This is a genomic window from Synechococcus sp. WC101 (assembly GCF_047461555.1).
Classification (GTDB): domain Bacteria; phylum Cyanobacteriota; class Cyanobacteriia; order Thermostichales; family Thermostichaceae; genus Thermostichus.
The window spans coordinates 1-13,287 of record NZ_JANSHG010000005.1; the positions used below are offsets into that span (position 1 = coordinate 1).

At 61.5% G+C, this 13,287-nt stretch carries 14 protein-coding genes; 8 read left to right on the forward strand and 6 right to left on the reverse strand.

Features of this window, described 5'->3' with window-relative positions; genetic code table 11:
• Window positions 1-223: 223 nt before the first annotated feature.
• The 6 genes from NW809_RS00620 (at window position 224) to glmS (ending at window position 7,216) form a co-directional block, all read left to right on the forward strand.
• Complete coding sequence (locus NW809_RS00620; protein ID WP_414401323.1) at window positions 224-1,120, forward strand: universal stress protein; 897 nt, start codon at window positions 224-226, stop codon at window positions 1,118-1,120.
• A 20-nt stretch (window positions 1,121-1,140) separates the two neighbouring features.
• The gene (larB, locus tag NW809_RS00625; RefSeq protein ID WP_414401324.1) at window positions 1,141-1,947 is read left to right on the forward strand and encodes a nickel pincer cofactor biosynthesis protein LarB; all 807 of its coding nucleotides are present in this window, start codon (window positions 1,141-1,143) and stop codon (window positions 1,945-1,947) included.
• A 252-nt stretch (window positions 1,948-2,199) separates the two neighbouring features.
• On the forward strand, window positions 2,200-3,021 hold the full coding sequence (locus NW809_RS00630; RefSeq protein WP_228375215.1) for a TerC family protein: 822 nt from the start codon (window positions 2,200-2,202) through the stop codon (window positions 3,019-3,021).
• 310 nt (window positions 3,022-3,331) lie between these two features.
• Complete coding sequence (locus NW809_RS00635; protein ID WP_414401325.1) at window positions 3,332-4,069, forward strand: ABC transporter ATP-binding protein; 738 nt, start codon at window positions 3,332-3,334, stop codon at window positions 4,067-4,069.
• The gene (locus tag NW809_RS00640; RefSeq protein WP_414401326.1) at window positions 4,069-5,295 is read left to right on the forward strand and encodes an MlaD family protein; all 1,227 of its coding nucleotides are present in this window, start codon (window positions 4,069-4,071) and stop codon (window positions 5,293-5,295) included. The genes NW809_RS00635 and NW809_RS00640 overlap by 1 nt, the downstream gene beginning before the upstream one ends.
• A gap of 73 nt (window positions 5,296-5,368) precedes the next feature.
• Window positions 5,369-7,216, forward strand: coding sequence for a glutamine--fructose-6-phosphate transaminase (isomerizing) (gene glmS, locus NW809_RS00645; protein WP_414401327.1), 1,848 nt, complete (start codon window positions 5,369-5,371; stop codon window positions 7,214-7,216).
• Here the strand turns inward: glmS and NW809_RS00650 are convergent.
• Window positions 7,177-7,683: a heavy metal-responsive transcriptional regulator gene (locus tag NW809_RS00650; RefSeq protein ID WP_206336901.1), complete on the reverse strand. Its 507-nt coding sequence runs from the start codon at window positions 7,681-7,683 to the stop codon at window positions 7,177-7,179. The two genes, glmS and NW809_RS00650, sit on opposite strands and share 40 nt — an antisense overlap.
• 82 nt (window positions 7,684-7,765) lie before the next feature.
• Window positions 7,766-8,173, reverse strand: a complete 408-nt coding sequence (atpC, locus tag NW809_RS00655) for an ATP synthase F1 subunit epsilon (RefSeq protein ID WP_011430385.1) — start codon at window positions 8,171-8,173, stop codon at window positions 7,766-7,768.
• A 257-nt stretch (window positions 8,174-8,430) separates the two neighbouring features.
• On the opposite strand from atpC, the gene NW809_RS00660 reads away from it, so the two are divergent.
• Window positions 8,431-9,069 carry a Crp/Fnr family transcriptional regulator gene (locus NW809_RS00660; protein WP_414401328.1) on the forward strand — a complete coding sequence of 213 codons (639 nt, stop codon included), beginning with the start codon at window positions 8,431-8,433 and terminating at the stop codon, window positions 9,067-9,069.
• 5 nt (window positions 9,070-9,074) lie between these two features.
• On the opposite strand, the gene NW809_RS00665 is transcribed toward NW809_RS00660, so the two are convergent.
• From NW809_RS00665 to NW809_RS00675, 3 genes are all read right to left on the reverse strand, one after another.
• A complete protein-coding gene (locus NW809_RS00665) occupies window positions 9,075-9,740 on the reverse strand; it encodes a Uma2 family endonuclease (RefSeq protein ID WP_011430383.1) in 666 nt (221 codons plus the stop codon).
• 23 nt (window positions 9,741-9,763) lie between these two features.
• A complete protein-coding gene (locus NW809_RS00670) occupies window positions 9,764-10,426 on the reverse strand; it encodes a Uma2 family endonuclease (protein WP_414401329.1) in 663 nt (220 codons plus the stop codon).
• Between the two features lie 126 nt (window positions 10,427-10,552).
• Complete coding sequence (locus NW809_RS00675; RefSeq protein ID WP_414401335.1) at window positions 10,553-11,377, reverse strand: creatininase family protein; 825 nt, start codon at window positions 11,375-11,377, stop codon at window positions 10,553-10,555.
• A 154-nt stretch (window positions 11,378-11,531) separates the two neighbouring features.
• Between NW809_RS00675 and NW809_RS00680 the strand changes: the two genes are divergently transcribed.
• A complete protein-coding gene (locus tag NW809_RS00680) occupies window positions 11,532-11,945 on the forward strand; it encodes a hypothetical protein (RefSeq protein ID WP_011430380.1) in 414 nt (137 codons plus the stop codon).
• Here NW809_RS00680 and NW809_RS00685 read toward each other — a convergent pair.
• Complete coding sequence (locus NW809_RS00685) at window positions 11,942-13,198, reverse strand: aspartate aminotransferase family protein (protein ID WP_099812087.1); 1,257 nt, start codon at window positions 13,196-13,198, stop codon at window positions 11,942-11,944. The two genes, NW809_RS00680 and NW809_RS00685, sit on opposite strands and share 4 nt — an antisense overlap.
• Between the last annotated feature and the right edge of the window lie 89 nt (window positions 13,199-13,287).

The following is a 13,287-nucleotide window of genomic DNA, read 5'->3' on the forward strand; positions in this document are numbered from 1 at the left end:
ACGGCCCCACGGGCACGGTGCGCCTTTTGTTTGAAAGCCAGTACACCCAGTTTCGCAACTTGGCGGATCCCTATCGGTGAGCGAAAGCCGCAGCAGAAAAAGCCGCAGCAGAAGTAGATCGGGACTCCTTTCAAGGACAGGTCCGGGGTGCGAGGTGTTAGCCTGAGATTGCCCCCCTAGGGCAGGTCGCTGTTGCTGGCTACCTCCCTCTGCCTAAAGCCATATGTTCAAAAGCCTGTTGATCGCCACCGATTGCCGCGATGGACTGCAGCGTTTCGGCAAATGCCTAGAAGAGCTTTACCTGAATGGGATTGAGCGCGTTGCTTTTGTGCATAGCGTTGCCCGGCAGGACGACGACATTGGCCTTCCCGAAGACCTCACCCCCAAAGTGCAGGCGCAACAGGCTCGCTTACAAGAGGTGTTGAGCGCCGTTCCTGCAGGGCTGGAAGTCAAAGTCTTGGTGCAGGCGGGCAAGGCGGTGGATCTGATTTTAAGAGGGATCCAAACCTGCAGCGCCGACTTGCTAATCACAGGCATGGGGATCCACAATCTGCTCACCGAAAAACTGTTTGGAAGCACCACCTTGGAGCTGCTGCCGAAGCTGACCATCCCGGTAATGGTGATGCGTCCGCAACTCATCGCCGCCTTGACTCTAGAAGAATTGCGCCTGCGCAGCCGCCACCTATTTCGCTCCCTCCTAGTGCCTTTTGACTTTGAGGAGCCCCGCCGGCAGCTCCTCAGCCGTCTTGGCCAACTGCTGCCAGGAACTTCCCAGTGTCAGGCCATTACGCTGCTCTATGTGGTGGATCCCAGCGCCCGCCGCAACCAGGGATCGCCGGCAAAAGAGCTCAAGCGCAGGGCCGAGGCCGACTTGGCCCGGTTAGTCGAACCGCTGGTCGAGCAGGTAAAACCGGTGCAGTTGCGGGCCTTGGTGCGGGTGGGATCCCCGCTTCAGGAAATCCTAGCCACCGCTGCTGAGGAGGACATGACCGCCATTGCCACCGCCTCCCCACGGGTGGGGACCTTTTGGGAGTGGTCAATCCGTAGCCTCACCGGCGAGATTCTACGGCAAAGTTGGCATCCGGTGTTGTTTTTCCCGCGCGGTTCCTTAGCGCAGTAGAGCTGCCCAACCCCCCTTCTATGCCGCTTGACCAAACCTTGAAGGAACTGTTCCAGGCGGTGGCTCAGGGGAAGCTCTCTCCCGAGCAGGCCCTGCAAGCCTGTCGCTTCCTGCCTTTTGAGGCGGTAGGAGACTTCGCCCGTGTGGATCACCATCGCCTTCTGCGCACCGGCTTTCCCGAAGCCGTGTGGGGGCCGGGCAAAACTCCCGAGCAGATTGCCCAGATTCTGGAGCGGCTGCACCGCCAGGGATCCCTAGCTTTGGCTACCCGCGTCGATCCCTCGGTCTATGCCCAAGTTCGCTGCCGCTTGCCCCAGGCCCAGTATTCTCCTGTAGCGCGCTTGTGCTGGATCCCTCCCCAAAAGGTGCATAGCTATCCCGGCCAGATTAGCGTGATCTCCGGTGGCACTGCCGACGTGCCGGTGGCTGAAGAGGCCGCTCTCACCGCCGAGCTCTCCGGGTTTCAGGTCAACCGCCTTTGGGATGTGGGAGTGGCCGGGATCCATCGCCTGCTGCACCACCGCGCCGCCCTGGAAGCCGATGTGCTGATCGTGGTGGCGGGCATGGAGGGGGCTTTGGCCAGCGTGGTGGCGGGCCTGGCCGATTGCCCGGTGATCGCCGTGCCCACCAGCATCGGCTACGGGGCCAGCTTCCAGGGCTTGGCTGCCCTGCTGACCATGCTCAACTCCTGTGCTCCTGGGGTGGGGGTAGTGAACATCGACAACGGCTTTGGGGCTGCGATTCTGGCCGGCCAGATCCTGCGCTGTGGCCAGCGGCTGGCGTCGCGATTGCCCTCGCCTGCATCCCCTGGAGAGGGAGAAGGTTAAGAAATGTAAAACAATCCTAAGCCAGACAGGCTATACTCAGGCCATGGCTAGGCCGGGATTTTGGCTGTCTCCGCTGGGAGGTTGTTTCCAAGAATTGAGGGGTGGGTTCTTTCCTCAGGTATCATTCTTGGGGCGCTCCCTAACGACCATAAAAACGACCATAAAAATGAAAGCAAATGAAAGGAGTTGTCGATTATAGGATAGCAGTCTGGGGTTGGCTGCACTGAACGAACGATTTTTTAGCCGGGGTACATGAAGCTTGCTGCTATGTCCATCGAGGCAATAAATACCGCTGTGGCTCTTGTTCAGGGGATCGTTCAGTCCTTCACTTGGACGGATCTCTTTTTGGTGGTGGCTCTGGTGTTTTTGGAAGCAGCCCTCTCTGCTGATAACGCCGTCGCCCTAGCTGCTTTGGTCAAGCATTTGCCCACCCCCCAGCAACAGAACCGGGCTTTGCGCTGGGGCATCATTGGCGCCTATGGTTTTCGCATCGCCATTGTGTTTGCAGCGGTTTGGCTGGTGGAGTATCCGCCCGCTCAGTTTCTTGGGGCCTGTTACTTGCTCTGGCTGGCCTGGCAGCATTTTCGCGGGGAAGAAGAAGGACCCGAGCAAGACATCACTCGCCAGGCCAATTTTTGGCAAACTCTGGTGATGGTAGAGCTGACGGATCTAGTCTTTTCTTTCGACAGCATCGCCGCTTCGGTGGGCGTCTCCCGCAAGGCTTGGGTGATCATCCTCGGCGGCATTCTCGGCATCACCCTGATGCGCTACATGGCCTCTTTGTTCTTGCGCTGGCTGGATGAGTTTTCCCGCCTGGAAGATGCTGCCTTTGCCATCATCGCCCTGGTGGGAAGCCTCATGCTGCTGGAGGTGTTTTTCCCCCAAATTGAGCTCCCGGAATGGGGGATGGTGCTGGCTGTGCTGCCTTTGTTTGTCTGGGGCTTTTCGCAGCGCCGCAGTCCTTCTCCTCCAGCCGTGGCCCAGCCAGATTCGACTCTGCCCAGTTCGACGGAAGGGATCCCTGCCGGCTTAGCCGCTCTTGCTGAGGTTGAGTCTGCCGCTGAGCTGGACTAAGGGAGCCCAGGGAGGAATTTCGGATCCCTGGGGCCGGTGAACGCCGGCAGGTTGTTCGGGCAACGGGAGGGCCTTGTAGACTAGTAGTGGAGGCAAGCCACCGGAGGAAGGTATCCTGATTCCGCAGTTTTGCCAGAAGTGGTGGGCAAAGTGCTGCCAGCAAGCCACTGCCACAAGCAGGGACAGCCAGCAGAAGCCGCCAGCAGGGGTAGAGAATGGTCAACCTCAGCCCCTTTCCTCTCCAGCCAAGGTAAACGATCCGATCCCTCTGGTAGAGCTGCGGCAGGTCTCTAAGCGCTTTGGGGCTACGGTGGTGCTGGATCGGATTGACCTCAAAGTGTACCGGGGCGATGCCCTAGGACTGGTGGGGCCTTCCGGCACTGGCAAATCGACCCTGTTGCGCATCATCGCTGGCCTAACGGAGCCCGACGCCGGTGAAGTGCTCTGGTGCGGCATCCCCCTGCCAGAGATTCAGGCCGGCCACCGCACTCCCCCCTTGCGGCTGGGCATGGTATTTCAGCAAGCGGCCCTGTTCGACTCCCTAACGGTGGAGGAAAACGTCGGTTTTTTGCTCTACGAGCACTCGCGGCTGCCGCGGGCACGCATTCGGGAGCTGGTGGCGGCCAAGCTGGAGGCGGTGGGGCTGGCGGGCAAGGAGAACAGCCTGCCGGAAGAGCTCTCTGGGGGGATGCGCAAACGGGCTAGCTTTGCCCGCGCCATCATAGAGGATCCCTCTCTGCCCCAAGACGAGCCGCAACTGCTGCTTTACGACGAACCCACGGCGGGCCTGGATCCCATTGCTTCCACCGTAATCGAAGACCTCATCCGGGATCTGCAGCGCGTGAAAAAAGCTTGCGAGAGCTACATTGTGGTGACCCACCAGCACAGCACCATCTACCGCGCCACCGACCGGATTGTGCTCTTGGCCCAGGGGCGGGTGCAGTGGGAGGGATCCGTGCAAGAGATTGAGACGAGCGACAACCCCTTTGTGCGGCAATTCTTCAGCGGTAGTGTAGAAGGGCCAATTCAAGTGGCAGGGCAGGTGTGATGCGTTCGCGAGCAATCCGAGAAGGGGCGGTGGGCCTGTTGATCTTGGCGGGGGCACTGGGCTTTGCCGGGCTGTTTTTGTGGATCTACAACTTGCGCTTCGGCAGCCGCGGCTTTCGGTTTACCGTTACCTATCCCGGCGTGGCCGGCCTGGCGGAGGGCTCTAGCGTGCGGCTGCGGGGGGTAGCTGTGGGCCGGGTGGAGCGCATCGTGCCTCAGGCAGCTCAGGTGGAGGTCCAGGTGGCCATCGACCAGCCCTTGATCATCCCTCGCGATGCTCTGTTTATTACCCAGCAAACAGGGTTGGTGGGGGAGACGGTGGTGGACATCTTGCCTAGGGGGAGTGTCGAGGGGGCAGTGGGATCCCCCCTAGCTGCCGATTGCGACCGCAGCCAAATCATCTGCGATGGCGATGTGGTGGAGGGCACACCGGGGGTGGATTTTGGCCAGTTGCTGATTCGCCTGGAGCGGTTGCTTGCACGGGTTGACGATGATGAGGTTTTTAGCACCCTTAACGCCACCCTAGAAGGGATCACCCGCGTTGCCGACAGCGTGGCCAACCTCTCGGAAACCCTGGAAGAGCGGGTGGCAGCCCTGCGCACGGAAGATCTGGACTTGTTGCAATTCACCGAGGCGGCTAGAGCAGTGAGCCAAACTGCCGCAAGTCTCCAGGAGGCTGCCGACCAGTTCACGGCCCTGCTTCTAGAAAATCGCGCCTCGCTCCAGGCCGCCCTAGAGAATATCCAGCAGGTGAGCGCCGATCTGGAGGCGATGTCGAGCGCGGTTCGCCCGCTGCTTACCGATCCGCAACTGCAGGAGGAGGTGCGCCAGATCCTAGTAGGGGCACGAGTAACGGCGGAGAACGCGGCCAAGGCCACTGAGGATCTGCGGCAGCTTGCGGCTGCCCTAAGCGACCCGGGCACCCTAGCAACCTTGCGCCAAACCCTGGACTCCGCCCGCATCTCCTTTCAGAACGTGCAAAAGATCACGGCTGACATCGACGAGCTTACCGGGGATCCCCAGTTTCGCCGCGCCCTGCGAGAGCTGGTATTGGGGCTGAGCAACTTGGTTTCCAGCGCCCCTTCCAAGAACGGGATTCAGCCCGCTGCCGTCCAAGTCGCGCCCGTTTCTTTTACCCTCGCCCCTATGGGGCAGCAGCCGGTTCCCCAAGAGGAAGCCAAGATCCCTGCCGAGATCCGCTCCCCTAGCAGCGGCAAAAGCCATTGAAGGGATCCCGAAGCTGGGGTAGGCTTTGCGGGTATAGGACGCCGCGCCGTTGACCAGGGTTGAGGTGTGAGGAATGTGTGGCATTGTCGGCTATGTGGGCTTTCAGTGGGCTGCCCCCATTCTGGTGGAGGGCCTACGCACCTTGGAGTATCGCGGCTATGACTCCGCAGGCATTGCCACCGTGGATCCAGAAGAAGGCTTGAGGATCGTGCGGGCCACCGGCAAGCTGCACAACCTGCTGGTGAAGCTCACGGCCAACATGCCCACGGCCAAGGTGGGGATTGGCCACACCCGCTGGGCCACCCACGGCGGTATCAGCGAAGAAAATGCCCACCCCCACTGCGACGCGCGCGGGCGCATCGTGGTCATCCAAAACGGCATTGTGGAGAACTACCTGGAGCTGAAGGAGCACCTGCTGCAGTGCGGGATCCCTTTTCGCTCCCAAACCGATACCGAGGTGATCGCCCACCTGCTGGGCCTGTACACGGAGGAGCTGGGCTGCTTTGAGGCAGCTTTTGCCAAAGTCATGGGACAACTGCGGGGAGGCAATGCCGTGGTGGCCTTGGATCGGGAGGCGCCGGATCGTCTGATTGCCGCCCGCCTGGGCAATGCCGGGGCTGTGGTGATTGGCGAAGGGGAAGGGGAAAATTTTGTGGCCTCGGATCTGCCCGCCATCGTCCGCCACACCCGCAGGGTGGTGTTTCTGGAAGATGGGGAGATGGCCATCCTCACCGACTCCAGCGTGCGCTACCTGCGCATTACCGGCGAAGAGCTGCGCAAGACTCCCATCACCGTAGCCTGGGATCCCGTCTCGGCGGCCAAGGGGGGCTACAAGCACTTCATGCAAAAGGAGATCTACGAGCAGCCGCGCACCACCACCGATACGCTGCGGGGGCGGGTGGATCTGGAAGGGGGGCGGGTGACGCTGGAGGGGCTGGCGCTAACAGAAGCGCAACTGGCCCAGATAGAGCAGATCCACGCCGTGGCCTGCGGCACCGCCTGGCACGCCTGCCTGGTGCTCAAGTATTTCATCGAGAGCCTGGCCCGCATCCCGGTGCAGGTGGACTATGCTTCCGAGTTTCGCTACCGCCAGCCGGTGCTGCGCCCCCACAGCCTGCTGGTGGCCCTCACCCAGTCCGGTGAGACGGTGGATACGCTGGCGGCCATGAGCGAGGCCCGCACTCAGGGGATCCCCACCCTGGCCATCGTCAACGCCATCGGATCCCAGGCCACTCGTCTGGCGGATGCGGGGGTTATCTACATCCACGCCGGGCCGGAGATCGCCGTCGCCTCCACCAAGGTGTTTACCGGCATGCTGGTGGCAGGATACCTGCTGGCCCTGCAACTGGCCCAGGCCAAAGGGATCCTCAGCCCGGCCCAGATCCGATCCCACCTGCAAGCTTTAATCGAGCTGCCGGGCAAGATCAGCCTGTTGTTGAAAGACGCCGCCCTCTACGAGCAGTTGGCGGAGCAGTACCACCACGTCACCGACATGCTCTACCTGGGCCGCTGGGTCAACGCCCCCATAGCCCTGGAGGGGGCCTTAAAAATGAAAGAGGTCAGCTACATCCACGCCGAGGGCTACCCAGCAGGGGAGATGAAGCATGGCCCCATTGCCCTCATCGACGAGCGCATGCCGGTGGTGTGTATTGCCACCCGCGATCCCGTCTACGAAAAAATGCTCTCCAACATCGAGCAGGTGCGGGCGCGGGGCGGGCGAGTCATTGCCCTGATCAATCCGGAAGATACCCAGGTCCGGGAAAAAGCCGACCACGTCATCGAGGTGCCCAGCACCACACCTCTGCTGTCGGCGGTTTTGAACGTCATCCCCCTGCAGCTGTTTGCCTACGCCATGGCGCTGCGCCGCGGGGCCGATGTGGATCAGCCCCGCAACCTGGCCAAGTCGGTAACCGTCGAGTAGCGTCTGCCAACCTTGTCACCGCCGGCCTCTGGCTTTTGCAAAATCGGGCAGATCACGTCCTCCTGGGCCGTCGGTTCCGCTGGGATCCGCCAATCGGAAAGGAGGCTTTCAATTTGGCCTTTTAGAGTTTGCAATTCGGCCATGCGCTCTTCGATTTGCCACAGCTTCTCCTGCAGGTGTTGGCGGATTTCTGGGCAGGGCTGCTCCCCCCGGTCGTACAACTGCAGGATCTGGCGAATTTCCTCCAAGCTCAGGCCCAGGCTTTGGCAGCGGCGAATGAAAGCCAGCCGCCCCAGCACTGCCGGATGGAAGAGGCGATAGCTGGACTCCGACCGCTGCACCGTTGGCTTCAGCAGGCCCAGCGACTCGTAGTAGCGCACCGTGCGCACCGGCAACCCCGCCGCCGCCGCCACCTGGCTAATTCTCAAGCTGCCCAATGCGCCATCGGCAACTGCAGGACTGAACATAGCACCACCAGCTCCCCAAGAGCTTCAGCTTAACAAAGCCAGCCCCGCAGCCGGATCCCCTGCCAAGAAAAGCGGGGATCCCTCAGCTTTTGTGGCCCATCTCGGCGGCTTGGATCAAGGCCCTAGCCCGCTGTTGATCCAACTTGGCCTGCAGGCGCTCTTGCTTGTCGCTGCTGGTGTTCAAAACTTGGCTCGCTTTGTCCAAGAGGGCCTGAGCTGCGGCCTTATCCACTTTTTCTCCCCGCTCGGCGCGGTTGACCAGAACGGTTACCTCGTTATTTTCCACTTCCGCAAACCCGCCCATCACGGCAATGGCCGACCACTTGCCACCGGCCTTGACCCGCATCACGCCGTTGCCGATGGCCGTCAAGAGAGGGGCGTGGTTGGTGAGGATGCCCAACTGACCTGAGGTAGCCGGGAGGATCACTTCCTCGGCGGGGGCATCCCAAACCGTGCGGTCGGGGGTGATCACGCGAACCATCAGCGTCACAGCAGGTCTCCTGAAGGGTTGAGCTTGGCACTTCTATCCTACCGGATCGCGGTTGCTCTCGGTTCTGCCCCTCTGCGTGGCGAGACTTAACCTGGGCATAACCTCTCCTTTACTTCCGTCGAAGAGGCAAGCGGTAAGGTGTTGTCGGGAACACTTGTCCTCTACCCCAACTCAGCCGCGAAGCCAACCCCATGCTGTTATTGGTAGGGGAAAGCCCAACGACCAGTGTGCCCAGTTTGCCCTAGCGGAGCTAGCCTATGCCTGAAACGATGCCCGGCCATTTTGCTGCCGGCCTGCCTACACGGGAGCGGCAATTGCTAGAAGACCTCTACCGAGGCCGCAGTTTATCTCCCTACAGTCCCGGCCAGGTCATCCCTTTGTTTCCCGAGGAGTGGGTGATCGTCTGTCGGGGTGTGGTGCAATTGACTACCCTCTATCCCAATGGCGGCGAGGCGCTGTTGGGATTTGCTGGCCCCTCCATGCCCCTGGGATCCCCGCTGACAATGTTGGATCCCTACCAAGCCAAGGCGTTGACGGCGGTTGACGTGTTGCGGCTGTCGGCAGCCGAGGTGGAAGCCTCAGCAACCCTGAGCCAGGGGCTGCTCAAGCAGTTGGTGCGGCGGTTGCGCCAAACCGAAGCGCTGCTGGCCTTGGCCGGGCGGCGGCGGGTGGAGGATCGGCTGCGCCAGTTGCTCTCCCTATTGGCGGTGGAGTTGGGATCCCCAATGGCGACGGGGGTGCGCCTGCAGGTGCGCCTCACCCACCAAGACTTGGCCAATGCCATCGGCACTACCCGCGTCACCATCACCCGTCTTTTGAACCGTTTCCGCCAGCAGGGCTGGATCGCGGTGGACAAAAACCGCCATCTCATCATCAAGCTGGCCCAAACGCCCTGACGGCTTTAAGCCTGGCGTTGGAGCTGTTGGAGGAGCCAGTTGGCGGCGGCGGTGTTGGTCTCGCTGGCCAGGCGTTCCAGCGCCTGCTCAAGCAGAGCTATCTGCAGGCCCGCCAGCACCTCTGACTGGGCAATGGCCCGATAGCGCCTGTCCTTGGCCAGGGCAAAGGCAAAAACGCGCCGCCCCTTGACATCGATGACCCAGTACTCAGGAATGCCCAGGCTGGCGTAGAGCTGCTTTTGCTCGTCTAGGTCAAGAGCCAGGGTGGTGTCGGCAATTTCGCCCACCAGGTCGGGAGGTCTTTGGAAACGCAAATCAATCCGCCGCGGCTCGCCGGCTTGGTATTTGGGGATGTTCTCCCCTTTGTAGAGCACTAGGTCAGGGGCGCAGGCGTGGGTTTCTGGGTACTCAATCAGACAGCGACCATAGGACTGCAGCGGCACATCCGGGTGCAAAAAGGCCCAGGCGAAAAAAATGGCCGTCATCAAATCGCTGACGGAGGCGTGCTCTGGCCCTTCTTTGCCCATGTTGACCCACAACCAACCCCGATGAAAGGAGAGTTTTTGCCACTCCAGGTCAGGATGGCTGCGAATGGCCACATAGTCCTGCCAAGTGGCGTCGTGCCGCTCGAGGATGGGGGAAGTCGAGGTCTTGAGAGAGATTACAGTCATAGTCCATCCTGAAGCTGGGAATCTTAAGCCTGGCGTTGGAGCTGTTGGAGGAGCCAGTTGGCGGCAGCAGTGTTGGTCTGGCTGGCCAGGCGTTCCAGAGCCTGTTCAAGCAGGGCTATCTGCAGGCCCGCCAGCACCTGTGACTGGGCAATGGCCCGATAGCGCCTGTCCTTGGCCAGGGCAAAGGCAAAAACACGCCGCCCCTTGACATCGATGACCCAGTACTCAGGAATGCCCAGGCTGGCGTAGAGCTGCTTTTGCTCGTCCAGGTCAAGAGCCAGGGTGGTGTCGGCAATTTCGCCCACCAGGTCGGGAGGTCTTTGGAAACGCAAATCAATCCGCCGCGGCTCGCCGGCTTGGTATTTGGGGATGTTCTCCCCTTTGTAGAGCACTAGGTCAGGGGCGCAGGCGTGGGTTTCTGGGTACTCAATCAGACAGCGACCATAGGACTGCAGCGGCACATCCGGGTGCAAAAAGGCCCAGGCGAAAAAAATGGCCGTCATCAAATCGCTGACGGAGGCGTGCTCTGGCCCTTCTTTGCCCATGTTGACCCACAACCAACCCCGATGAAAGGAGAGTTTTTGCCACTCCAGGTCAGGATGGCTGCGAATGGCCACATAGTCCTGCCAAGTGGCGTCGTGCCGCTCAAGGACAGGGGGGGTGGCTGGCTTTGAGGCAAGAACCATCGCTCTTCCCTCAGGGGGTTTCCCTCAAGCCTATCATCAGCCCTCGAGAAGTCGCTCCTCCCGCTCCAGAGAAGCAGGCTAGGGCCGGCCAGAAGCCTCAAAAGGTCAGGAAACCTGCCGGGATCCCTAGACCGACAGCGGGGCTTTGCGCCAGGCCTGGGGCTGTTGGAACTTGTGCAGATCTCGGATCAGCTGCACCCAGCCGTCGGCCATCGACTCGACCAGGAGCTTGCCTTTTTCGGGCGTGGCGGCGGTGGCATCCCCCAGGACGCCGCTCCGGCTGAGGTCGCGGGTTGTCCAGGCAAACGAGATCCGCCCTTCCAGGCTGAGCAAGCTATCTTGCGGCAGATCCGAGGGGTACTCGCAGACCAAGCGGTCGGTGCGCACCGTCTCGGGCAACAGGTACATCAACATGCTGGTCTCGCCGTCTCCGGCGTGAATGCCCAATTCCTGCTCTTTTGCGGTCATCAGCTCCTGGCCTTGGTGGGGAACGCGCCAGACGGACACCGGGAAGAGCAGGAAATCTTCGTACTTCTGGTGCAGGTCGCGGGCCACAATCTGCAGCACCTCGGGCTGGCCGCCGTGGGAGTTGAGGAACACCAGCTTGCGAAACCCAGCCCGGTAAATGCTTTCGGCCACTTCGGTCAACACCGCCATCAGGGTTTGCGCCGAGAGGGTGATGGTGCCGGGGAAATGCCAGTGCTCGTTGGCCTTGCCGTAGCACTGGGTGGGCAGGACATAGGCCGGGATCTCCGGCTCTAGTTTTTCCATGGCCCGCCCGATGATTGCCGTGCCGATGCAGGCATCTACCACCAGGGGCAAATGGGGACCGTGCTGCTCGATTGAGGCCACCGGCTGGATGATGACTACGTTCTCTTTGTCGGGCATGGCCTGGATCTCCGTCCAGGTCAGGTAGGGAAAGAAACGGTGGGGCGGGATAAAGGTGTGCATCATGGCGGGATCCGGTTTCCAGGAATTTGGAGGAGTCTTGCCTGCAAGACTAGCACCATGGGCAATCTGGGATCCCCTCGCAGAACCTGAGAAGGCATCCCTTAAGATCAGGTGTAGTTGGTCTCAACTTTCCTAAGCGGAAGCCAGCCGTTCCATGACCCTGTGGCCCTGTCTGCCCGCTCAATGTGGCTCTGGTGAGGATCTCCCCATTAGGGGACGTCCTCTGCCTGCTGGGAGGACGGAAGTAGGGAGTGTCCTCACCTCACCCCGCCCCATCCTAGCCTTGCCGGGGTCGCAGGCCACCCTCTACGTGGAGCTGATTCAGGTTTCTCTTCACAATCTTGAGGCGGGATCCCCAGCTCTGCTTTGGGTGCGACCCCTGTTGCTCAAGCAGGGATCCCAAGTTTGGAACCTGCGATCCACCTCGGATTTGCTCTGGCCGGCTGCCGGCTTTGTCCCGGCCTACGCCGAGGAGGTGCTGCCGCTGCTGGAGCAGGCCGGGGATCCCCTGCCCCAGGAGGCCCGCCAGCGGCTGCAAGCCTTTTTGCAGCAGGTCTGCCAGGGCTAGGACTCCGTCCCGCTATTGCCAAGGGCCAAGCTCTGCAGAGCCGATTCCAGCCGCGCCAGCGCCTCGTCAATTTCCGCAGGCGTGACGATCAAGGGGGGCACCAAGCGCACCACCTGGGATCCCGCCGGCACCAGCAACAGCCCTCGCTCCAGGGCCGCCCTGACCACCTCAGCCGCCGGGATCCGCATCACCAGGCCCTGGATCAGGCCCCAGCCGCGCACCTCCTGCACAAGCTGCGGGAACTGCTTGGCCAAGCGAGATAGACCCTGGCGCAGATGGGCTCCTGTCTGCTGGGCATTCCAAACCAGGCTCTCGACCATCAGGGTGTGGCAGACCGCCAGGCCAACCGCACAGGCCAGGGGGTTGCCGCCGAAGGTGCTGGCGTGATCCCCCGGCTGGAACACGGCGCAAAAGTCTTTGGCCAGGAGGGCGCCAATTGGGATCCCGCCCGCCAGGCCCTTGGCCAGGGTAAACACATCCGGCTCTATCCCCAGGTTGCAGTAGCCCCAGAGCCTGCCGGTGCGGCCCAGCCCCACCTGTACCTCGTCCAACATCAGCAAGATGCCCCGCTCGCTACAGACCCGGCGCAGCCACTGAAAGTAGGCGGGATCCCCGGGCACAACCCCTCCTTCTCCCTGCAGCGGCTCCAGCAGCACGGCACACACCCGCTCGCCCCAACGCTCCAGCACTGCCGCCGTACCCTCGATATCGTTGTAGGGAACGTAGTCGAAGCCGGGCACCAGCGGGGCAAAGTCTTTTTGGTATTTCGGCTGGCCGGTAGCGGTGAGGGCAGCCAGGGTGCGTCCATGAAAGCTAGCCTGGGCGGTGAGGATCACCGGATCTTGGATCCCGCGCACCGTATGGGCATATTTGCGGGCCAGCTTGATGGCGCCTTCGTTGGCCTCTGCCCCTGAGTTGCAGAAAAAAACCTTATCGGCACAGGAGTGCTGGGTCAGCCATTGGGCCAGTTGCGCCTGGGGCCGGTTGTAGTAGAGGTTGGAAACATGGTGCAACTGTTGCGCTTGCTGAGTCAGCGCCTGGATCCAAGCGGGGTGGGCATGGCCCAGCGTGCAGGTGGCAATGCCAGCCACAAAATCCAGGTACTCGCGCCCTTCTTCGTCCCAAACCCGGCAGCCTTCCCCCCGCACCAGGGTCAAAGGATAGCGAGCGTAGGTGGACATCACATGCCGGTCGAACAGCTCGGCGGTTGTCCCGGAGCCCAAGTCGACAAGAGAAGCGCTTAGCGGCGGCATGGCAGAGGGAGAATGGACAATGTCTCGAGTGTATCACTCTGGGCGGGGGATGATATTCTGGCAAAGCCCAAGGAGAAGGGATCTACACC